The 20608-nt window shown below is 59.5% G+C and carries 21 protein-coding genes; 7 read left to right on the forward strand and 14 right to left on the reverse strand.

The features are described 5' to 3' along the window. Nucleotides 1–90: 90 nt before the first annotated feature. The 5 genes from ACR0L4_RS04810 to ACR0L4_RS04830 all read right to left on the reverse strand — a co-directional run bounded on the left by ACR0L4_RS04810 (nt 91) and on the right by ACR0L4_RS04830 (nt 4729). A complete protein-coding gene (locus ACR0L4_RS04810) occupies nt 91–1134 on the reverse strand; it encodes an ABC transporter ATP-binding protein (protein ID WP_480511154.1) in 1044 nt (347 codons plus the stop codon). A 122-nt stretch (nt 1135–1256) separates the two neighbouring features. Further along, nucleotides 1257–2303, reverse strand: coding sequence for a methyltransferase domain-containing protein (locus ACR0L4_RS04815; protein WP_480510969.1), 1047 nt, complete (start codon nt 2301–2303; stop codon nt 1257–1259). A 93-nt stretch (nt 2304–2396) separates the two neighbouring features. Beyond that, complete coding sequence (locus ACR0L4_RS04820) at nt 2397–3509, reverse strand: DNA alkylation repair protein (protein WP_480510971.1); 1113 nt, start codon at nt 3507–3509, stop codon at nt 2397–2399. Between the two features lie 2 nt (nt 3510–3511). After that, entirely contained in the window at nt 3512–4291 is a 780-nt protein-coding gene (locus ACR0L4_RS04825) for an SDR family oxidoreductase (protein WP_480510973.1), read from the reverse strand. A 75-nt stretch (nt 4292–4366) separates the two neighbouring features. Further along, nucleotides 4367–4729: a SnoaL-like domain-containing protein gene (locus ACR0L4_RS04830; RefSeq protein ID WP_480510975.1), complete on the reverse strand. Its 363-nt coding sequence runs from the start codon at nt 4727–4729 to the stop codon at nt 4367–4369. Nucleotides 4730–4840: 111 nt separating this feature from the next. On the opposite strand from ACR0L4_RS04830, the gene ACR0L4_RS04835 reads away from it, so the two are divergent. The 4 genes from ACR0L4_RS04835 to ACR0L4_RS04850 all read left to right on the forward strand — a co-directional run bounded on the left by ACR0L4_RS04835 (nt 4841) and on the right by ACR0L4_RS04850 (nt 9712). Beyond that, nucleotides 4841–6448 (forward strand): peptide chain release factor 3, encoded by a 1608-nt coding sequence (locus ACR0L4_RS04835; protein ID WP_480510977.1) that lies wholly within the window; start codon nt 4841–4843, stop codon nt 6446–6448. A gap of 49 nt (nt 6449–6497) precedes the next feature. Then, nucleotides 6498–7253: a hypothetical protein gene (locus ACR0L4_RS04840; protein ID WP_480510979.1), complete on the forward strand. Its 756-nt coding sequence runs from the start codon at nt 6498–6500 to the stop codon at nt 7251–7253. After that, the gene (locus ACR0L4_RS04845; protein ID WP_480510981.1) at nt 7250–8179 is read left to right on the forward strand and encodes a glycosyltransferase family 2 protein; all 930 of its coding nucleotides are present in this window, start codon (nt 7250–7252) and stop codon (nt 8177–8179) included. Before ACR0L4_RS04840 ends, ACR0L4_RS04845 begins: the two co-directional genes overlap by 4 nt. A gap of 183 nt (nt 8180–8362) precedes the next feature. Then, entirely contained in the window at nt 8363–9712 is a 1350-nt protein-coding gene (locus ACR0L4_RS04850) for a DEAD/DEAH box helicase (protein WP_480510983.1), read from the forward strand. On the opposite strand, the gene ACR0L4_RS04855 is transcribed toward ACR0L4_RS04850, so the two are convergent. Genes ACR0L4_RS04855 through ACR0L4_RS04865 form a run of 3 tightly spaced genes read right to left on the reverse strand, consistent with a single transcriptional unit; the run spans nt 9709 to nt 11731 of the window. Then, complete coding sequence (locus ACR0L4_RS04855) at nt 9709–10611, reverse strand: EamA family transporter (RefSeq protein WP_480510985.1); 903 nt, start codon at nt 10609–10611, stop codon at nt 9709–9711. The two genes, ACR0L4_RS04850 and ACR0L4_RS04855, sit on opposite strands and share 4 nt — an antisense overlap. Nucleotides 10612–10632: 21 nt before the next feature. Further along, nucleotides 10633–11535: a fatty acid desaturase gene (locus tag ACR0L4_RS04860; protein ID WP_480510987.1), complete on the reverse strand. Its 903-nt coding sequence runs from the start codon at nt 11533–11535 to the stop codon at nt 10633–10635. Then, nucleotides 11528–11731 (reverse strand): DUF2061 domain-containing protein, encoded by a 204-nt coding sequence (locus tag ACR0L4_RS04865; RefSeq protein WP_480510989.1) that lies wholly within the window; start codon nt 11729–11731, stop codon nt 11528–11530. Before ACR0L4_RS04865 ends, ACR0L4_RS04860 begins: the two co-directional genes overlap by 8 nt. A gap of 108 nt (nt 11732–11839) precedes the next feature. On the opposite strand from ACR0L4_RS04865, the gene ACR0L4_RS04870 reads away from it, so the two are divergent. Next, nucleotides 11840–12706, forward strand: coding sequence for a helix-turn-helix domain-containing protein (locus tag ACR0L4_RS04870; protein WP_170749147.1), 867 nt, complete (start codon nt 11840–11842; stop codon nt 12704–12706). A 94-nt stretch (nt 12707–12800) separates the two neighbouring features. Then, complete coding sequence (locus ACR0L4_RS04875) at nt 12801–12983, forward strand: hypothetical protein (protein ID WP_170749148.1); 183 nt, start codon at nt 12801–12803, stop codon at nt 12981–12983. A gap of 9 nt (nt 12984–12992) precedes the next feature. Here ACR0L4_RS04875 and ACR0L4_RS04880 read toward each other — a convergent pair whose 3' ends face one another. From ACR0L4_RS04880 to bcoG, 3 genes are all read right to left on the reverse strand, one after another. After that, entirely contained in the window at nt 12993–13754 is a 762-nt protein-coding gene (locus ACR0L4_RS04880) for an SDR family oxidoreductase (protein WP_480510992.1), read from the reverse strand. Next, nucleotides 13751–15214, reverse strand: coding sequence for a carnitine 3-dehydrogenase (locus tag ACR0L4_RS04885; RefSeq protein WP_480510994.1), 1464 nt, complete (start codon nt 15212–15214; stop codon nt 13751–13753). Before ACR0L4_RS04885 ends, ACR0L4_RS04880 begins: the two co-directional genes overlap by 4 nt. Before the next feature lie 108 nt (nt 15215–15322). Beyond that, nucleotides 15323–16240, reverse strand: coding sequence for a 3-dehydrocarnitine:acetyl-CoA trimethylamine transferase BcoG (gene bcoG, locus ACR0L4_RS04890; RefSeq protein WP_480510996.1), 918 nt, complete (start codon nt 16238–16240; stop codon nt 15323–15325). 131 nt (nt 16241–16371) lie between these two features. On the opposite strand from bcoG, the gene ACR0L4_RS04895 reads away from it, so the two are divergent. Beyond that, entirely contained in the window at nt 16372–17358 is a 987-nt protein-coding gene (locus tag ACR0L4_RS04895) for a GlxA family transcriptional regulator (protein WP_480510998.1), read from the forward strand. A 69-nt stretch (nt 17359–17427) separates the two neighbouring features. Here ACR0L4_RS04895 and ACR0L4_RS04900 read toward each other — a convergent pair whose 3' ends face one another. Genes ACR0L4_RS04900 through ACR0L4_RS04910 form a run of 3 tightly spaced genes read right to left on the reverse strand, consistent with a single transcriptional unit; the run spans nt 17428 to nt 20437 of the window. Next, nucleotides 17428–18474: an aldo/keto reductase gene (locus ACR0L4_RS04900; RefSeq protein WP_480511000.1), complete on the reverse strand. Its 1047-nt coding sequence runs from the start codon at nt 18472–18474 to the stop codon at nt 17428–17430. 33 nt (nt 18475–18507) lie between these two features. Next, nucleotides 18508–18966: a DNA polymerase III subunit chi gene (locus ACR0L4_RS04905; RefSeq protein WP_480511002.1), complete on the reverse strand. Its 459-nt coding sequence runs from the start codon at nt 18964–18966 to the stop codon at nt 18508–18510. A gap of 4 nt (nt 18967–18970) precedes the next feature. Then, the gene (locus ACR0L4_RS04910) at nt 18971–20437 is read right to left on the reverse strand and encodes a leucyl aminopeptidase (protein ID WP_480511004.1); all 1467 of its coding nucleotides are present in this window, start codon (nt 20435–20437) and stop codon (nt 18971–18973) included. Between the last annotated feature and the right edge of the window lie 171 nt (nt 20438–20608).

Raw genomic sequence — 20608 nt, forward strand, 5'->3', positions numbered from 1 at the left:
CGCCCTTGATAGACCCGCCCCTGCGTTGCGGCAAGCAATGCGCAGGCGCATTCTGCGGCTTTCGCGCACCACTTGGGCGCAAACTGTCCTTTATTCAGGGAAAACGAAGCACCGATCACGCCGGATGGTCAGCCACATGACGCGGCCCGGGCTTGGTACAAAGACATTCGGGACCGTGGCCTTGAGGATCGAACCATCATAATCCATTCGAAATTCAATCAGGCTTTCATTGCCCAGAAAGCGGGCCCGCTCGACCACGCCCCGTGCAGCCACACCGTCCGTCGCGGTTGGCAGAGGGCCTTTGCCATTGCGGTCAAAATCCAGCTTTAAGTGCTGCGGGCGGAATACGATTTCGACATCGGTGCCGTCGGGAATACCGGGGGCCAGAAACTGTCCGAATGGCGTATCGGCCAAAGCGCCGTTCACCTGCGACTTCAACACGTTAACGTCGCTGAAGAATGCAACTGCAGCCTTGTCAGCGGGCCGGGTGTAGACATTGTAGGGCGCACCCTGCTGAACGATCTTGCCACGCCGCATCAGGGCGATTTCGTCAGCCATGCGCATCGCCTCTTCGGGTTCATGCGTGACCAGCAGAACGGCAGCATCCTCTTCCTTCAGGATTGCCAGAGTCTCGTCGCGGATGCCATCGCGCAGACGGTTGTCGAGACCCGAGAACGGTTCGTCCATCAGCATGATACGGGGGCGCGGCGCCAAGGCGCGGGCCAGTGCGACCCGCTGCTGCTCTCCGCCGGACAACTGATGCGGGAAACCGTCGATAAAGCGCATCAGGTCCACCTTGGTCAGCAATTCCTCGACCCGGGCGCGCTTTTGGTCTCTGCTGCCCTTGAGACCGAAGGCTACGTTGTCCGACACGCTCAGGTGCGGAAACAGCGCAAAATCCTGAAACATCAAGCCGATCTCGCGCCGTTCGGGGGGAACTCGAAACACCGTGTCGCAGATCAGTTTGCCGTCGACATAGATCTCGCCCGCATCCTGCATCTCGACCCCGGCGATCATGCGCAGGGTGGTGGACTTGCCACAGCCCGAAGGCCCCAACAGACAAGTCACCTGCCCGGCCTCGACGGTCAGCGAGACGGTGTCGACAACCACCCGCCCCTCGAACCGGCGGATCATATTGCGAATTTCCAGACGCGGAGGAGGTGCCTTGGCTGTCACTTAGAAGTCCCGTTGCCTTTCCCGATCAAAACCATCGGGCTTGAGCGGGGATAGCAACCCCGCCCGTCAGGCGCAAGACATCAGCAGCAGCCGCCCGAGGGGGTCTCACCCGCTGCTTCGAACGGGCTTTCGCCCCCGCACCCTTCGAAAATGCCGTAATGGGTCGAGAAATCACCGATGAACTCGAAATGGCGCGCAAAACGCGTGTCTTTCAGCATCATCCACGTGTTGCCGCAGACCGGAAACACCTTGCCGGTTTCAATGAGATGGTGATCGTCCAGTTCAAACTCATGCGGTGCGTGCGCGATGGTGCCCTTGTAAACCACCGCCTGACCGTAATCTTCACAGGCCGGTTCCAGCCCCTGCAATTTGAACAACCGATAGGTGGCAGACAGGAACTTCAATAGTGCAACCCGCTGTTCAAGCATTGGGTTTTCGATGGTCAGCGGACGGTGCGTGACCCGCCGCGGATCGCCAAAACCCGCCTTGCGGGACATTGACAGGAAATCGTTCCAGTACAGCGCCCCGGACAAGCATTCGCCATAGAGCACCTCGTCTTCGGCCATGGCCTGCGGGATGCGGCGGTCGGCATAGACATCCGAGAAATACATCTCACCACCGTCTTTCAGCAGCCGATGCGCGCCACGCAGAACGGCCTCTTTGTCGGTGGCCAGATTGATCACACAGTTCGATACGATGATGTCGAATGAACCGGGTTCAAGGTCCAACTCATCCAGCTTTTCGATATAGCCGTGGTGGAATTCCACATTGCTTTTTGCATACCCAAAGACCTCAGCATGATAATCCTGATGAGAACGGGCCACGTCCAGCTGTTCCGGGGTCATATCGACACCAACCACCTGACCGTTTTTGCCAACCAGCGCCGACAGAGCGTAAACGTCCCGCCCAGCCCCGCAGCCCAGATCCAGGATGCGCATCCCTTCAAGGTCCTGCGGCGCGATCAGACCGCAGCCATAATAACGGGTCAGCACGTCGTCATGGATCTTCGACAGGGTTTTCTTGAGATGATCGGGCATGTCATCTGGCGTACAGCACGCGTTGGTTTGCAGATCAGCACTGCTCTGCAGGACTTCACCATAATAGTTCTGCACCGATTCATGCTTCATCGCAGCACCCTTTCAGATTCACCTACTGAGCAGCTAGTGCAGCGCAGCCGCCCGCGCAACGCATTCCGAGACACCTGACATAAGCGTGAGCCGTCACGCCAGCAGTTCAAAGTCAGCTGCCGCGCGCACTTTTCCGTTCACCTGAACCTCTAACCGATGCGCGCCGGGCACAAGTTTGAACGTGGTCGCATCACCCTTGAGCTTGTGCCGTTTCTCCAAACGCAACCTGCCGTTTTTCAGAACAGCCTGTTTCAGCTTGTGCACCCTGGCCGAGGTCTTCCCGGTAGGACGTTGAAAATGAATGATGTAATCCACCAGAACCGGTTGATCACCCGCCCCCGTCAGATCAACGGAAAACTCCAACGCTTCTCCGATCCGCGCGTCTGCGGTAACGGACAGGGTTGCCGTCACATCCGCATCCGGGTCGTAGCCCAGCATCTTCATCGCCCCCGGATGCCCGGCCTTTACCAAGCCGCGCAGCGTGTGGGAGGTCATCCAATCCAGTTCCGCCGAACCCTGCAGTGCGGCCTCGCGCCAGCGATGCAGACACTCCAGCACCAGATCCGGGTCTTTCTTGGTGATGTCGTTCAGATGGTTTGCAACCGAACGTGTGACATAACGCGTGTTGTCCGAATGCAAGTGGTCGAGCAAAGGCAGCGGCTCTGACATCTTGAGACCGACCGCCTGCCCCCAAGGCAGACGCGGTCGTGTTCCTTCACTGACCAGACGGCGCACGTGATAGCTGTCATGCCCGCACCAGTTCTGCATACGGGCCAACACCTGATCCGGGTACCGGTTCAGAAACGGACGGATCGCCCATTCCATCGAGAACCGCTGTGTCAGTTCTTCCAGTACATCCAATGCCGGATCGGGATGATCCAGCCCCACGGCCACAACCCAATCCCCCAAGGGCGCAAATATGAAATCACCAAAATCATCATCTGTCTTGCTTGGGTCCAGAGGCGGCGGCAAGGCGCGCAGGATCACCGGCGCAACCTCAGGCAAGTCGCCCGGAATCGCATTCTGCAAACACGCGGCGATCCAGGCCATTCTCTCTTTCAGTTCCAGGTCCAGCAGGCGCGACATGACGCGGTCGTGGAATGCGTCTGCATCAAAACCGGGGTCAGCTGCATCGAACAGACCCGCCAGATACCGGGCCTTTTCCGCATTGAACAACTGATCCTTCAAAGAGAAGTTCTGAGCCATAATTACATCGTCAGATTGGTTGCGCCGCCATCCAGCAGGATGTTCTGGCCGACGATAAAGCCCGCATGTTGCGAGCAGAGAAAGGCGCAGGTCGCGCCGAATTCTTCCCGTGTCCCATAGCGGCGTGCAGGTATGTTTGCCGCGCGTTGCGCCCGCGCCTCGTCAACGGAAATGCCCTGTTGCGCAGCCACACCACCGTCCAGAGCGTCAGCCCGATCCGTGGCATGTATCCCCGGCAACAGATTGTTGATCGTCACCCCATGCGGCGCGACCTGACGCGCGGTTCCAGCCACATAGCCGGTCAGCCCGGTCCGCGCTGCGTTCGACAGGCCCAGAACGGCAATCGGCGCGCGTACGGATTGCGAGGTGATGTTGACCACCCGACCCCAGCCCTTGTCCATCATGCTTGGCAGCAGCGCCTTCATGAAAGCAATCGGCGTCAGCATGTTGGCGTCCAGCGCCTTGATGAAGTCGTCGCGTTCCCAATCTGACCACATGCCCGGAGGTGGGCCACCGGCATTTGTGACAAGAATATCAACGTCCTGCGCGGCCTCTATCACCTGCGCCTGCCCGTCAGCCGAGGTCACGTCACAGGCCACGGTCTGCACGTCTACGCCGTATTCAGAACGCAAAGTCGCGGCCTCGGCCTCCAACGTCTCGACCCCGCGCGCGTTCATCACCAGATCGACGCCCGCCGCGGCCAATGCCTTGGCGCAGCCCAGACCCAGCCCTTTGCTGCTGGCGCAGACCAACGCACGTTTTCCTTGAATTCCAAGATCCATCTGATCCTCCCCACCTGATGTCACCCGCATGTCTAGCACCGGCCAGACAAGGAAGACCAGATTGATGTCAACGGGTTAGTAGAAGAATTCTTCCCGGACGATCTTGCCATCGGCCACGTGATACAGCGCCACTTCGCGCATATCGAAGCTTTCGCCGCTTTCCTTGAACTTGCCCTGCACCTCGAAGATCACGGCGAAGCGGTCTTCGCCATGGACCATCGGATCGCTGACATTGCTGCCCGTCACTTCGGTCGAACTCTCCCACCAGTCGTGCTTGCCCCGGATTGCGTCCAACCCATGTGCCTCACGCCCCATTCCCGAGGCATCTACCGCCTCGACTGAAACAGCATCAGAGGAATAGAGCTTGTCCAGATTGGCCTTGGTCCGATTCTCACGGCATCCGGCGACCAGTTCTTCGGCGATCTCTTTCAAATTCATCGATCCACTCCTTACAATTTGTTCACTATATGTTCTTATTGTCACAACCGCGCGATTCGAACCAGCCCCTTTGTCTTGCCTCGGCAGGATTCCCCGCCTATACGCGCGCTTATGCTTGATACCGCCACCAACCAACCCGTATTGCCGCCCGAGATCGCCCGGCGCAGGACATTCGCCATCATCTCGCACCCGGATGCGGGCAAGACGACCCTGACGGAAAAGTTCCTGCTGTATGGCGGCGCCATCCAAATGGCCGGTCAGGTGCGCGCCAAGGGTGAGGCGCGGCGGACGCGGTCGGACTTCATGCAGATGGAAAAGGATCGCGGGATTTCGGTCTCAGCCTCGGCGATGTCGTTCGACTATGGGGATTTCCGGTTCAATCTGGTGGACACGCCCGGCCACAGCGATTTCTCGGAAGATACCTATCGCACCCTGACCGCCGTGGATGCCGCCGTGATGGTGATCGACGGCGCGAAAGGTGTGGAAAGCCAGACCCAGAAACTGTTCGAGGTCTGCCGCCTGCGCGATCTGCCGATCTTGACCTTCTGTAACAAGATGGACCGCGAAAGCCGCGATACGTTCGAGATTATCGACGAAATTCAGGAAATGCTGGCCATCGACGTCACGCCCGCCGCCTGGCCGATTGGCGTGGGTCGCGATTTCATCGGCTGTTACGACATGCTGCGCGACCGGCTAGAGCTGATGGACCGCGCCGACCGGAACAAGGTGGCCGAAAGCATTCAGATCGACGGGTTGGACGACCCCAAGCTGGCCGAACATGTGCCCGAGCATCTGCTTGAAAAGCTGCTGGAAGAGGTCGAGATGGCGCGCGAATTGCTGCCCAAGCTTGACCCTCAGGCGGTTCTGGAGGGGCATATGACCCCGATCTGGTTTGGCTCGGCGATCAATTCGTTCGGCGTCAAGGAACTGATGGAAGGCATCGGCGCCTATGGGCCCCAGCCGCAGGTGCAATCCGCCGAACCGCGCCAGATCGCGCCGGATGAAAAGAAGGTCGCCGGCTTTGTCTTTAAGGTGCAGGCCAATATGGACCCCAAGCACCGCGACCGGGTGGCCTTTGTGCGCATGGCCTCGGGCCATTTCAAACGCGGCATGAAGCTGACCCATGTGCGGTCGAAAAAACCCATGGCGATCTCGAACCCGGTGCTGTTCCTCGCCTCCGACCGGGAACTGGCCGAAGAGGCCTGGGCCGGCGACATCATCGGCATCCCGAACCACGGACAACTGCGCATCGGTGATACGCTGACCGAAGGCGAGGCGATCCGCGTGACCGGAATCCCGTCTTTCGCGCCCGAATTGCTGCAAACCGTCCGTCCGGGCGATCCGATGAAAGCCAAGCATCTGGAAAAGGCCCTGATGCAATTCGCCGAAGAAGGCGCGGCCAAGGTTTTCAAACCCTCGATCGGCTCGGGCTTTATCGTCGGCGTCGTTGGCGCGCTGCAGTTCGAAGTGCTCGCCAGTCGGATCGAGATGGAATACGGCCTGCCCGTGCGGTTTGAGCCCTCGCAATTCACCTCGGCCCGCTGGGTCAACGGTGAAAAGGCAGAGGTCGAGAAATTCGTCAACGCCAACAAGCAGCATATCGCCCATGACCATGACGGCGACATCGTCTATCTGACGCGCCTGCAATGGGATATCGACCGGGTTGTGCGGGACTATCCAGATCTGAACCTGACCGCGACCAAAGAGATGATGGTGTGACGCAACTGGCTGATTGCACAGCTTATCCGGGCTGTGCAATTCTGCCCGCATGAGCGATGACGACCTGACCTTTCCCGGCGGCCTGCCCGATATGCTGGAGATCCTGGAAAACAGGCGCGCGCCGTTTGTTTTTGGGCCCCAGGGCTTGCCGGATCTGGACGTTGACCTTGATGGCTTGGCGCAGCAGATCGTGCCTGACAGCGCGACGCACGTACCCGACACTGACGAGATCACCTCGTGGGACCAAAAACGAGCAAAGATTGCCGTGGAATTTGTCGGCAATTCTGAGCTTGCGTTTCTGAATGCCCAACTTATCGCCAACCTGCGCAAGCGGTCCTATCCCCGCAAAGCGCCAGCCCTGTTTTGTCGATTGTGGGCCGAGCAATCCGCGCATCTGATTGAGGCACTGGACCTGCGCTGGCTGGTTTCTTCGGTTCAGACCTTTGCCGACCACGGGGACACCGCAACCCAACGCGAGGTCGGCCATGCGCTGCGCATGCTGTTCGGAATGATGAAACTCTATGAATTCGAACGCCTTTTTTCCGGGCGCGCGCCCGATACCCCGCATCGGTTTCGCGGCAAAAGCCCCGCTCCGCTGCCCTTTCAGATGCAGTCCTTTTCGCTGGAACGGGGTGGGCTTGCGGTTTCCCTGATCGCACCGATCTGGACCAAGGCCTTGACCGACCATACAATTGCGCCGCTGGTCGATCATCTGATGACAGAGTTGAACAAAGACCCCGGGGGTGTCTTTCGCCGCCTGAGAAAGATGCGCGACATCCGCATCGCCCGATCTGAACGCGCATGACCACCTGGGGCATTGTCTCGATGGTCCGTGGCGACACGCAGGACATCCTGCGTTTTGCAGCCCATCACCTCGATCTTGGGGCGGATCGTCTTTACATCTATCTGGACGAGCCCAACCCCAAAGCATTCAACCATCTTGATCAGCACCCCAAAGTGGATGTGCAACTGTGCGATGATGCTTTTTGGCGCGGCAAAAACCGCAACCGCCCCGGCAAGCATCAGGTGCGCCAATCCACCCATGCCAGCTATACGTATCGCAATACGGATCTGGAGTGGCTGGCCCATATCGATGTGGACGAGTTTTTATGGTCGAGCACGCCCATTCCCACGCTTTTGGACAGTGTTCCGGTCGAAATTCCCGCCATCCGGGTGCGCCCGGTCGAGGCCCTGGCCGAGGCCGAGGACCTTTACAAAGCTCATATCCCCAAAAGCCCGGATCGTGAGGATTTGGTCAATGCGCTATACCCCACCTACGGCGCATATGTTCTGGGCGGGTTCCTGAGCCATGTTCAAGGCAAGCTGTTCGTGCGCACAGGATTGAAAAAGCTTAGCTTTCGCATTCATAACCTGTTTCAGGACAAGACACTTCTGCCTTGCAAATTCGAACTTGCCGGGCTCGAACTCTGCCATCGCCACGCCCCCGATTGGGAGCACTGGATCAAACACTACCACTTTCGCATGGACCGCGGCTCGTACCAGCCGGGCATGTCGCCCAACGCGCCGCGGGATCAAGGCGGGGTGAACAAGAATGAGCTGTTCAGCCAGATCGAAGCGCAAGGCGGGATCGACGGGTTGCGCGTCTTCTTTGACGAGATCAGCGGCGCTGACCCCGAAGTTCGTGCACGGCTTGAGGCGCGGGGGCAAATTCGGCACTACCCTTTGAAGCTGGATCAGAAAGTGGCGAAACACTTCCCCGGAAGCTGCTGAATTGTTGCAGAGAATCTCTCCGCAAGCAGGTAAAAGCGACCCGGAATTGACTTCATTTGACCCTGCCCCACCTTTTTGTTATGTCCGCGCTCAAGCCGAAACGCGCAGATCGCGCGTGGCCATCCGGGCGCGGCAGATTTTGATGTGCGGGCCAAGTGAAGTGTCCGCTTGAACCGGACATACATGACAAAGTTTAACGAACTGAACCTAAACCCGAAGGTCCTCAAAGCCATTGAGGAAGCCGGATACGAAACACCCACACCGATCCAGGAAGGGGCCATACCCGCTGCGCTTGAAGGGCGCGATGTATTGGGGATCGCTCAGACCGGTACAGGTAAGACCGCCAGCTTTACGCTGCCCATGATTACCTTGTTGGCCCGTGGTCGCGCGCGGGCGCGGATGCCGCGCTCTCTGGTGCTGTGCCCAACGCGCGAGCTGGCTGCACAGGTGGCCGAAAACTTCGACACCTACAGCAAACACCTGAAACTGACCAAGGCGCTGCTGATCGGCGGTGTCAGCTTCAAGGAACAAGAGGCCCTGATCGATCGGGGTGTCGATGTTCTGATCGCCACACCGGGCCGCCTGCTGGACCATTTTGAGCGTGGCAAGCTGCTGCTGACCGGCGTTCAGATCATGGTGGTCGACGAAGCAGACCGGATGCTGGATATGGGCTTTATCCCGGACATCGAACGCATCTTTTCGCTGACGCCATTCACACGCCAGACCCTGTTCTTTTCCGCCACCATGGCGTCCGAGATTGAACGAATCACCGACACGTTCCTGTCAGCCCCGGCCCGGATCGAAGTTGCCCGTCAGGCTACTGCTTCGGAAACCATCGAACAGGGTGTCGTTATGTTCAAAGGGGGGCGCCGGGATCGTGAGGCCACCAACAAACGCAAGGTTCTGCGCGCGCTGATTGATGCCGAGGGTGACACATGCACCAACGCGATCATTTTCTGCAACCGCAAGACGGATGTGGATATCTGTGCGAAATCCCTGAAGAAATACGGGTATAACGCAGCCGCAATCCATGGTGATCTGGACCAGTCGCAACGCATGAAAACGCTGGACGGGTTCCGCGACGGATCTCTGCGACTGCTGGTCGCCTCGGACGTGGCCGCGCGCGGTTTGGACATTCCGTCAGTCAGCCATGTGTTCAACTTCGATGTTCCGGGCCATGCCGAGGATTACGTCCACCGCATTGGCCGGACCGGTCGTGCCGGACGCGAAGGCAAGGCTGTCACAATCTGCTCGGGGCGTGACGAAAAGGCTTTGGACGCAATTGAAAAGCTGATCCAGAAGGAAATCCCGCGACTGGACAACCCGGTCAAGGATGAACCCAAGCCAGAAAAGCCCAAGGCCGAAAAGACGGGTAAGTCACCGGAGAACAAACGCAGCGAAGGCAGGAAAGACCGCGAGCCCAAGGGCCGTAGTCGTGGCCGCAAGGACGATACCGGCCCTGCGGTCGTGGGTATGGGGGATCACCTGCCCAGCTTTATCGCCCTCAGTTTTGATGAGCGCCGCGCGGGCTAGATCGTCAACACAAGCGCCAGTATCGAGGCACCAAGCAATGTCATCCCGGCGATTTCGCGCCGGGTGATGGTTTCCCGAAAAAACAGGATCGAGGCGATCAGGCTGAGCAAAAGCTCCACCTGCCCCAACGCTTTGACATAAGCGGCGTTCTGCAAGGTGAAGGCAAGAAACCAGCAAAACGACCCACCCAGGCTGGTCAGGCCCACAAACACACCGGTTCGGCGGGTGTTCCAAACCGCGCGCAGCTCGGCCCGGTCGCGCCAAAGCAGCCACACCCCCATGCTGAGAAACTGAAACGTGACAACTGCGGCCAGCGTGATCAACGCCCTGAACCAGGCATCAATATCACCCAGCTCCAGCGATGCGCCGCGATAGCTGACTGCCGAGAACGCAAAAAGAACACCTGATCCCAATCCAAGCTGCGAGGCGCGGTTGGTCAGATGCCGCCACCACGACCCGTCTCCGCCGGGCGTCTTGGACAGCAGCAGTACGGCCAGCAATCCCAAAATGATCGCCCCCAGTGCACCGGCGGACACCGTGTCGCCCAGAACCAGAAACCCGACAATCGCTGTCTGAATGACTTCGGTCTTTTTAAATGTGATCCCCACCGCAAAGTTGCGCTGCTTGAACAATGCCACCACGCAGATCGTCGCCAGTATCTGAGAGGTTCCACCAACCGCAACGTACCGCCAGAACTGCGCCGTCAGAGGCGGCAGCGTCGCCTTGCCTATCCATAGCGCCACCGCCAATCCCAGAACGGCCAATGGCATCGAATAGGCAAAGCGCGCAAACGTTGCGCCAGCGGCGGACAGTTTCACACTGCTTAGCGACTTTTGCAGCATGAACCGCACCGTCTGAAAAGACGCCGCTGCGATGGTGACGGGAATCCATAAACTCATGAACCCACTTCTGTATTGAAATCAGCCCTTTGGCCAGAGCGGATGGGGCACCGGATCCTTTGCCCGCCAGAAGTGGTCTTTGAATATCTGTCCGTAGGACCGATAGATATAGGCCTCATTGCTCGTCTGATACCGTTGTTTTCCGGCCTCATACAGCGCGGGCAACTCATACCAGGGGGCTGAGGGATTCATATGATGAACCACGTGCAAGTTGTTGTTTAAAAACAGAAAGGCCAATGGTCCGCGATCCTCGACAATCACCGTCCGCGCCCTGGATTTCTCGTGCGCGCGGTGTTCAAGGAAGGTGCGGATCTTGACCAGACCCAAACCGACATAAGCCGCAAGGACGTAGCCCCAGATCGGCAATGGCGATAGTGCAACGATCCCCAGCACCGCCGCCATGCCAGGAATATGCAATGCCCAAGCGAGCAGAACGTCACGACTGCCCCGCGCAAGACCCTGCCATTCATCCCTCAGGAACATTATCTGACCAATGGCTGGCCCCAGCACGATCCGGCCCAGCAGCGTGTTGTTTACCGCGAACAGCCGTTTTTGCCATCCCGACAAACGGGCCCAGACCTGCGGGTCCAGATAGTTCGATTCCGGGTCGTCATATGGATCGGTCAGGTTGGCGTCCTGATGATGTGCCAGATGCAAATCGCGGAAGCGGTTGAACGGGATGAACAGGGTCAAGGGCATGCCCATCAATGCCTCGTTCAGCCATTTTATGCGAAACGGGTGACCGTGCAACGCCTCATGGGTCAGCGAGGAATGAAGCGCGGCAACGACCGCCATTGCCGGAATGGCCGGCCACACGGACCATGCCGCCAGCCAGAACAGCACCGCAAGCCATGTGGCGTAACAGGCGACAATCAGGGCGAATGTGCCCCACTCGGGCGACACTGGAGTAGCAGGCTTACCCATGGCGGACCCATGAGATGCCCGCCCAGACGCGCTCGTACACGACGTACAGCGTTAGGCCGATCGCGGTGTTGACCAGTGCCAAAGCACCACCGACAGCAGCAGATCCGGTGGCAATCAACCCCACAAGGGTCATGACGGCCAACCCCATCACATTCCAAACGATTGCTTTCACGACAGATCTTCGTCGCGTTTCCATTCCAGACCCCGTTCTTGTTGTTTTCACAAAAGTGTTACTCATGACGGGTCATGTTGGAAATTCTGAATATGATTAACAAAATTCATCAGATGTGATAAATTTCAACATATGGATGAAAAACTCGACAAACGCGACCGCGCTGCTCAGTTTCGTCTGCGTCTGGCGCGGGCGATGGAAGACCGGCACATCAGCCAAAGCGCGCTGGCTCGCAAGATCGGTGTGGACCGATCTACCGTCTCCCAGTTGCTGGCGGATGAAGGCGCGCGCCTTCCCAATGCCCATGTGATCGGCGGATGCGCCTCGGCGCTTGGGGTTTCGGCGGATTGGCTGCTGAGCCTGTCACACCGACCCGAAAGTGCGGCGGAATTGCTGGCCAGTTCTCTAACCATGACCGAAGCCCCGCGCGCCTTGGTGGATGAGCGGATTTTCCAATGGCATCAAGAGGCTGCGGGATACAAGATCCGTTATGTCCCGGCCACCCTGCCCGATATGCTCAAGACGCGCGCGGTGCTGGAATGGGAATATGCTCCGCATCTGGGCCGCACCGCAGATCAGGCAATTGGCGCATCCGAAGACCGACTGTCGTGGATGCGCAGCGCGCAATCGGACTATGAGATCGCGATGCCCCTGTTCGAGATCCGCAGCTTTGCCTTGGGCACCGGATACTATGAGGGGCTTCCACTGGCGGTCCGGCTGGGCCAGATCGACCACCTGCTGACATTGTGCGAACAGCTTTACCCGCGCCTTCGCATCTATCTGTTTGACGCAAAACGCCTGTATTCAGCGCCGGTGACAATCTTTGGACCGCTTCTTTGCGTCTTTTATGCAGGCAGCCACTACATGGCCTTCCGCGACCGCGACCGGATCGAGGTGTTCACCCGTCATTTCGACACCCTGATCCGCGAGGCAGACATGACGGCACGCCATTTCCCGGAACATCTGCGTCAGTTGCGGGCCGACGTGGCGCGGGCCTGAATGCCTAAGGGTGTCCCCCAATTGTGCCAATTATTCGGGTCATGTAGTATGGTGGTTGCGCGAACCCTCAGACATTCCACGGAGGATGACAGGAATGGACGCACTACAGACCGCTCAATACGCACGCGCCTTATACACGGCCCATGGCGACCGGGCCGAGGCGGAAGCCGCTCAAAAGATGCGCGAATGTGAGGCCGCCGGACATGTGCAGGAGGCCAAAGACTGGCAAGCCGTGCGCAGCACGATCCGCCAGATTCGCGGCCCGAATCAAGGCTGATGCCCAAGTTCAGAGTTTCGGGTCAGGATTGACCGTGTGGCCATCCACCGCGATGATCTGGCCCGAAACCAACCGCGCCCCATCCGAGGCCAGAAAGACCGCCATGTCGGCAATGTCCCGCGCTTCCACGAAGCGCCCCATTGAGGTGCCCGAAGCGTAGCCATCATAGACCTGATCCCGTGTCATACCTTTTGCATCCGCTTCACGCTGCAATACGCCTTCCATACGCGGGCCTTCGACAGCGCCGGGGCAGATCACATTGCATCGGACACCATGCGGGCCCAACTCCATCGCCAGAGTTTTGGCCAGCCCGATCACCCCCCATTTCGCCGCCGCATAAGGCGCGCGGTTCGGATAGCCGTATTGCCCTGCCGTGGATGAGGTGATCAGAATGGACCCCCGTCCCTGATGTTTGAGCATTGGCACGGCATGTTTTGAACACAAAAAAGCGCCTTCAAGATTGACGGAAAGGCATTTTTTCCAATCCGTTAACGCCACATCTTCGACCCGCGCGGTTGGTCCGGCCACGCCTGCATTCGCGCAAAGGACATCCAAGCCGCCCCATTCCGTCTCAAGCTGTTCGAACAGCGAGGCGACATTCGTCTCATCAGACACATCAGCCTTGGATGTTTTCCAGTGATCAGGGCAGGTGGTCAACGCGGCGTCATCAACATCCGCCACCCAAACCTGTGCCCCGGCGGCGTCAAACCCCTGGGCCATCGCACGCCCGACGCCCGAGGCCCCCGCAGTGATCAACACCCGTTGCGTCATGCGGGTTTACGGATCGCAGCGCCCGCCCCGTCGGGATAGGGCAGATTGGCCTGTGCCTCGGCGATCCGGGCCATGGCCGCTTCGATGTCCGGCGACGGAGCACTTGGTCGGCGCGTATCCAGGCTGACATGCAGCAGAAAACTCTCACCGGTGGCCAGAAGGGTGTCGCCTTCATACATGCTGTGGAAGACGTGCAGCTTTTTACCCTGCCCCAGCAGCATCTGTGTGCGCACTTCAATCTTTGCGCCTGCGTGGGCCTCATCAACGTAACGGATGTGGTTTTCAGCTGTAAAATAGCTGCCACCCGAGGCGATATAGTCCGCGTCACATCCGATGATTTCCATAAAACGATCAGTGGCTGCAGCAAATGCTTCCAGATACTTCGCCTCGTTCATGTGACCGTTATAGTCGGTCCAATCCAGGGGTACCGCGCGCGACAGGGTCAGAATTGGCTGGCTCAGATCGGCCTGATCCATCGTCGGCAGCGCGCCGGGCTTCAAAGCGGCATCATGCTGGTTCAGCACAGCGCCCGCACCGTAATTCTGCGCCTTGAGCGCGCGCATCATCCCCACAAGGTTGTTGTCCCTAATTCGCTCCAATTCTCGGATCGAATGCATGCCCGACTGCGCATCCGATTGAGCCGCGATCATATCGACCAGTTCATCGGTAAAGTCAGGCACGTCCATCAGCTTGGTCCAGGGCCATTTCAGCGCAGGCCCGAACTGCGCCATGAAATGCCGCATCCCGGCCTCGCCGCCCGCAACGCGATAGGTTTCAAACAGGCCCATCTGCGCCCAGCGGATACCAAAGCCCATGCGGATGGCCTCGTCTATCTCTTCGGTCGTGGCGACGCCATCCTTGACCAGCCACAGCGCCTCGCGCCAGACGGCCTCAAGGAACCGGTCCGCTATGTGGGCATCGATCTCTTTTTTGACATGCAGCGGGTAAAACCCGACCGAGGTCAGCACGTCCTTGGCCCTGGCAACCAACTCGGGTGCGTTCTTTTCGGTTGGCACCAGCTCGATCAGCGGCAGCAGATAGACCGGGTTGAACGGATGTGTCACCACGATCTGCCCGGGCCGCAGAGCATCCTGCTGCAACTCAGAGGGTTTGAACCCGCTGGTTGACGAACCGATGATCGCATCTGGATCACATGCCTCCTGCAACCCCTTGTAAACCTTCAGCTTCAGGTCAAGCCGCTCTGGCACGCTTTCCTGTATCCATGAGGCATTGCGCACCGCCTCGGCCATATCCTCATAGAATGTGAGCACCCCCTCGGGCGGCAACGGCACATCGCTCAGACCCGGCAATGACCGCCGCGCGTTGTCCAAAACCTCACCTATCTTGCGCTCAGCTTCGGGGTCCGGGTCGAACACCCGTACGTTCCAGCCATTGAGCAGAAACCGAGCGGCCCATCCGCCGCCAATCACTCCGCCGCCGATGATTGCTGCTGTTTTCATTGACCTGTCCTCAAAATACTCCAGCCCGGTTTGCTTCACGGACCGGGTCGTACCCCCTTGGGAGTGAGCGTTCGCGCCCAGCCAGGGAGGTACGGATTGCAGTTTCGCTTAGCGCGCGCCCGGCGCGCGCTTGACCAAACCCAGTTTCTCGCGCACTTCGGCCGGACCGATCACCCGCGCACCCATGTTTTCAATGATGGTCCCGGCGCGTTCCACCAACTGCCAGTTCTCTGCCAGAACACCCTTGTCCAGCCACAGATTGTCCTCAAGCCCGACGCGTACGTTGCCACCGGCAAGAACCGTCGCCGCCACATAGGCCATCTGATTGCGTCCCAGTGAAAACGCGCTGAACGTCCAGTCGTCTGGCACGTTGTTCACCATCGCCATGAACGTATTCAGGTCATCCGGCGCACCCCATGGCACCCCCATGCACAGCTGAACCAGTGCATTTGGTTCAAGAATCCCTTCCTTTACCAACTGCTTGGCAAACCACAGATGCCCGGTATCGAACGCCTCGATCTCAGGCTTCACACCCATGTCAGTCATCATCTGTCCCATCGCCCGCAGCGCGCCCGGGGTGTTGGTCATGACGTAGTCGGCCTCGGCAAAATTCATCGTGCCGCAGTCCAGAGTGCAAATCTCGGGCAAACACTCGGCAATATGCGCGACCCGTTCGGACGCCCCGATCATGTCCGTCCCGGCCTCATTCACAGGAAACGGATTTTCGACACCGCCAAACACGATGTCGCCGCCCATACCGGCCGTGAGGTTCAGCACCACGTCCACATCCGCATCCCGAATGCGGTCCGTCACCTCCCGGTACAGGTCCAGCCGGCGGCTTGGCGTACCGGTTTCCGGGTCGCGCACATGGCAATGCACAACGGCTGCCCCCGCCTTGGCGGCGGCAATCGCGCTGTCGGCAATCTGTTGCGGAGACCGCGGCACATGCGGGCTGCGATCCTGCGTTCCGCCTGAGCCGGTCACGGCGCAGGTGATGAAGACGTCGCGGTTCATTTCAAGTGGCATGGCGTTTTCCCCAGGTTATACCCGGTTTCGCGCTGGGTTTTCCCCAGGCTTTTCCCCGGATTCCGATTTGCGTTGTCCGCAACTCTGACGCAGCCTTGTGGAAACACTTGCCAGAATGCGAATCGAACTTGATGAAATCCGCAAAAAACATCCTTCAACCCGAACATCGCGCCCTGAAAACGGCCGTGCTGGTGCTGGACGACTGCAACACGCTCAGCTTTGCCTCAGCCGTTGATCCGATGCGTGCGGCGAACCGGCTGGCGGATCGCCCGGCCTTCGATTGGGACTACGTGACAGCCACTGCGCAACCCGCCATGCTCACCAGCGCGCTGAATGTGCCCGGCATCCCGCTGGCGCGGTTGCAAGGTTGCGATCTTATGATCGTGGTCGCCGGGTTCCAACTGGCCCGTCACGCCACCCCCAGCCTGCTGGCCGGTCTGCGCCGCATCGCCGGCACCGGTGCCACCATGGCTGGCATTGATGGCGGACCCTGGCTGCTCGCCGAAGCGGGCCTGCTGGCCGGTCACGCCGCCACCACCCACTGGGAAGACCTGAACAATTTCGCCAGCCGTTTCCCTGAGGTGGACGTGCGCCCCGACCGCTTTACCGTCTCTGAAACCCGACTGACCTCTGGTGGTGCGATCCCGGCGGTCGAGATGATGCTGCACATCATCGCTGCTCGCCACGGTGCGGGTTTCGCCGCGCGCGTCTCGGGCTTGTTCCTCTATGATGGCGCGCCCGAGCCAACGAAACCACAAAGCCGAACCGGCGCCCCGCATCGTCACACGGCACTGACGGCCAAGGCCAACAGCCTGATGGAATCCTCACTCGACGATCCCCTGCCGCTCGCCTATATCGCCGATCGTCTCGGAACCAGCCCGCGTACGTTGCAACAGCAATTCCGCCTCCGCCTGAACACCACGCCGCAGGACCACTATCTGCAACTGCGCCTGGCCGAAGCCCGCCGCCTGGTCACCGACACCGATATGCCGCTGATGGATGTGGCATTGGCCACCGGCTTCACGTCTCAGTCCAGCTTCGCGCGGGCCTTCCGCACGGCCCATGGCCTGTCGGCCCGTGACCTAAGGCACGAGCGCGCGCATCCCACCCATCACTGACCCGATCCCCTTCATCTGGCCAAAAATATCCCGGGGGAGACGCGCATAGCGCGGCGGGGGCAGAGCCCCCTAGTACGGCATCGGATGCGCGCGATGTACATGCCCAATGGCGTGCAACACCTCATCCGAAAGCCGCATGTCTTTTGCAGCCAGAATATGCTCGAGTTGGGCAACAGAGGTGGCCCCAAAAATGGCTGACATCATGAAGGGGCGGGTCCGGCACCAGGCCAACGCCATATGCGTCGGGTCCAACCCATGGGTCGCTGCAATCTCGAGATAGGCGGCTACCGCATCGTAGACGCGATCCGTATGGCGTCCGCCAAGTTCCGGAGAAATTGCCTTGCGAGATCCCGCCGGAACCGCGCCGTCCTGATACTTGCCGGTCAACAACCCCGCGCCCAAAGGCGAAAACGCCATCAACCCGACATCCTCGTGCATGCAAAGCTCGGCCATATCCGTATCAAACAAACGACACAGCAATGAATACTCATTCTGAACCGACGCGACCCGGGGTGCTCCCATCTGTTCGGCCAGCCGCACCCACTGTGCAGTCCCCCAGGCGCTTTCGTTTGACAGGCCAAAGGCACGGATATTGCCTTTCTCGACCTGGGATTGCAGAACCTCTAGGCACTCCTGCATATTCTCCAGAACCTCATTGGTGTTGTGGCCCGAGGGGGAATAATTCCAGTTCTGGCGGAACATATAGCTGCCGCGATTGGGCCAGTGAAACTGATAGAGGTCGACATAGTCCGTCTGCAACCGCCGCAGCGATCCCTCGATCGCCTCAGAAATGGTCTGTGCCGAGATTGGCGCACCGTCGCGGGCATGGGTAAAGCCCGCGCCCGAATGCTTGGTCGCAAGCACATATGCCCCCCGGCGCGATGCATTTGCGGCATTCCAGTTCCCCAATATCTCTTCGGTCCGGCCTACCGTTTCCTTCGAGATCGGATTGACCGGGTACATCTCGGCGGCGTCGACAAAATTGATCCCGGCCCCCAACGCCAGATCCATTTGTGCATGGGCCTCCGCTTCAGAGGTCTGCGTCCCAAAGGTCATTGTTCCCAGACACAGGTCGGACACCATGATGCCAGTGCGGCCCAACGGCTTCATTTCCATGCGCTTCTCTCCTGATTTTTCGCGAAAGCCGCGTTATGCCTCGGCTTTCTTTTCCCAACGGCCCGACTCCTCGGACCAGTATTGCGCTGAACAGCCCGCCTCGGTCAGCGCCTTCCACTGCCCGCGCGCGTGTTGCACAGCCTGCGTGTCATTGCCATCGAACAGGATGCAGACCCGTTCCAGCGCAGCAACCTCGTCCGGGTCCACCGCCGCGCCGTCCACCGACATGATACATGTCGCCGCGTTCGTGGCCTGAGGGTCCGAGGTCAGCAGGATCGGCTGCATCGCATCATGCGGCCCACCCGCGCGGCCATGCGGCAGGAACCCCTCTTCGGGTTCCAGCCACAGTTTTTCGTCCAGCCAGTCCAGCCGGGCGGGATCGGTGCCCCGCACGGCTATCCGCCACCCGGCCTGCCGCGCCTTGTCCAACAGCACCGGCAAAGTGTGCTCCAGCGGCTGACGGGTCAGGTGGTAGAAATAGACAGCGCCCATGTGCTTACTCGAAATTGTCCTGCACAAAGCGGCTGAGCGCGCGAACACCCCAGCCGGTGGCACCCTTGGGCGCATAAGACGTCTCAGCCGCGACCGAGGCAACACCTGCGATATCCAGATGAATCCACGGCGTGTCTTCCTTGACGAAGCGTTGCAGGAACTGCGCCGCCGTAATCGAGCCCGCAGGTCGTCCGCCAACGTTTTTCATATCCGCGATACGGGATTTGAGCTGCTTGTCATACGCCTCGCCCAGCGGCATCCTCCACGCGCCTTCGTCTTCGGCTTTTGCCGACTTGAGGAAGGCATCGCAGAAGGTATCATTGTTCGAGAAAACCCCCGCGTTCTCATGCCCCAGCCCGATGATGATCGCGCCGGTCAATGTGGCCAGATCGATCATGCCAACAGGCGCAAACCTGTCTTGCGCGTACCACATCACGTCACACAGAACCAAACGGCCCTCGGCATCGGTGTTGATGATCTCGACCGTGTCGCCCTTCATCGATTTCACCACATCACCAGGACGGGTCGCATTGCCCGAGGGCATGTTTTCGACCAGACCCACAAGGCCGACGACATTGGCCTTGGCCTTTCGCTTGGCCAGCGCGCGCATGGTACCGGCAACGACCCCCGCACCGCCCATGTCCATGGTCATGTCTTCCATTCCGCCCGCCGGTTTCAGAGAGATACCACCGGTATCAAAGACCACGCCTTTGCCGACCAAGGCCAGCGGCGCATCGTCCTTGTCACCACCCTTCCACTGCATCACAACCACTTTCGAGGGGCTGACCGAGCCCTGCCCTACGCTCAGCAACGTGCGCATGCCAAGTTCGGCCAGTTTGTCCTCTTCCAGCACCTCGACCTCTAGACCCAGAGATTTCATCTCGTCCAGACGCTCGGCAAATTCGGTGGTGGTCAGAACGTTGGCGGGTTCGTTTGTCAGGTCGCGGGTCATCCGCACCCCATCGGCCACCGCATACATCGGAGCAAAGGCCGCCTCAGCCTCGCCATGCTTGCCGTGGCTGATCGTGACGGCACCGGCCCCATCACTGTCCTTGGTCTTGTGGACATCAAAGTCATAACTGCGCAGCGCAATGCCCATCGCCAGATCTTCCGAGCGCACCTGATTGCCCGCCATCACCAAAAGGTCTTTGCCCCCCGCCAGTTTTGCCAGCGCCGCACCGGCCTTGCGGGCCTCGACCGGGTCGGGACGGCGCGGAAGAACCAGAATGTCCAGCGCCTCGGCCGCCATTCCGACTGGCCACGCCAATGAGATCACATCCCCGGTTTTAACCTTGGCAAACTTTTCGCTCTCGACCAGCCGGGCAACGGCACCGCGCGTCAAACGGTTTGCCCGCCGCACCGCAGGGCTCATCTTGCCTTCTGCCGGGATAATGATCGCCACGCGCCCTTCGGCCTGCGCCATTGAATCCACATCAAAGGCCTGAAAGCGGATCGGTACCAGACTGCTCATTGCACACTCCTCAAAATCTGTTCCCCAAGACCTAGCCCGCGCCGAGCGGCTTGACCAGATAGCAGTTTTCCCCGCACCTCAATTGCATTAAAGTCCTGCAAAAATAAACGGCAGGCTCGGGGGAGATCGACGTGGCACCAAACGGCAGGCATCAGCCGTCGCCCAGCAAGA

Source organism: Ruegeria sp. AB5 (assembly GCF_056542645.1).

Coding starts and splice junctions, on each gene's coding strand:
- ACR0L4_RS04810 (WP_480511154.1), bottom strand. CDS start 1,134: ATGATCCGCCGGTTCGAGGGGCGGGTGGTTGTCGACACCGTCTCGCTG.
- ACR0L4_RS04815 (WP_480510969.1), bottom strand. CDS start 2,303: ATGAAGCATGAATCGGTGCAGAACTATTATGGTGAAGTCCTGCAGAGC.
- ACR0L4_RS04820 (WP_480510971.1), bottom strand. CDS start 3,509: ATGGCTCAGAACTTCTCTTTGAAGGATCAGTTGTTCAATGCGGAAAAG.
- ACR0L4_RS04825 (WP_480510973.1), bottom strand. CDS start 4,291: ATGGATCTTGGAATTCAAGGAAAACGTGCGTTGGTCTGCGCCAGCAGC.
- ACR0L4_RS04830 (WP_480510975.1), bottom strand. CDS start 4,729: ATGAATTTGAAAGAGATCGCCGAAGAACTGGTCGCCGGATGCCGTGAG.
- ACR0L4_RS04835 (WP_480510977.1), top strand. CDS start 4,841: ATGCTTGATACCGCCACCAACCAACCCGTATTGCCGCCCGAGATCGCC.
- ACR0L4_RS04840 (WP_480510979.1), top strand. CDS start 6,498: ATGAGCGATGACGACCTGACCTTTCCCGGCGGCCTGCCCGATATGCTG.
- ACR0L4_RS04845 (WP_480510981.1), top strand. CDS start 7,250: ATGACCACCTGGGGCATTGTCTCGATGGTCCGTGGCGACACGCAGGAC.
- ACR0L4_RS04850 (WP_480510983.1), top strand. CDS start 8,363: ATGACAAAGTTTAACGAACTGAACCTAAACCCGAAGGTCCTCAAAGCC.
- ACR0L4_RS04855 (WP_480510985.1), bottom strand. CDS start 10,611: ATGAGTTTATGGATTCCCGTCACCATCGCAGCGGCGTCTTTTCAGACG.
- ACR0L4_RS04860 (WP_480510987.1), bottom strand. CDS start 11,535: ATGGGTAAGCCTGCTACTCCAGTGTCGCCCGAGTGGGGCACATTCGCC.
- ACR0L4_RS04865 (WP_480510989.1), bottom strand. CDS start 11,731: ATGGAAACGCGACGAAGATCTGTCGTGAAAGCAATCGTTTGGAATGTG.
- ACR0L4_RS04870 (WP_170749147.1), top strand. CDS start 11,840: ATGGATGAAAAACTCGACAAACGCGACCGCGCTGCTCAGTTTCGTCTG.
- ACR0L4_RS04875 (WP_170749148.1), top strand. CDS start 12,801: ATGGACGCACTACAGACCGCTCAATACGCACGCGCCTTATACACGGCC.
- ACR0L4_RS04880 (WP_480510992.1), bottom strand. CDS start 13,754: ATGACGCAACGGGTGTTGATCACTGCGGGGGCCTCGGGCGTCGGGCGT.
- ACR0L4_RS04885 (WP_480510994.1), bottom strand. CDS start 15,214: ATGAAAACAGCAGCAATCATCGGCGGCGGAGTGATTGGCGGCGGATGG.
- bcoG (WP_480510996.1), bottom strand. CDS start 16,240: ATGCCACTTGAAATGAACCGCGACGTCTTCATCACCTGCGCCGTGACC.
- ACR0L4_RS04895 (WP_480510998.1), top strand. CDS start 16,372: ATGAAATCCGCAAAAAACATCCTTCAACCCGAACATCGCGCCCTGAAA.
- ACR0L4_RS04900 (WP_480511000.1), bottom strand. CDS start 18,474: ATGGAAATGAAGCCGTTGGGCCGCACTGGCATCATGGTGTCCGACCTG.
- ACR0L4_RS04905 (WP_480511002.1), bottom strand. CDS start 18,966: ATGGGCGCTGTCTATTTCTACCACCTGACCCGTCAGCCGCTGGAGCAC.
- ACR0L4_RS04910 (WP_480511004.1), bottom strand. CDS start 20,437: ATGAGCAGTCTGGTACCGATCCGCTTTCAGGCCTTTGATGTGGATTCA.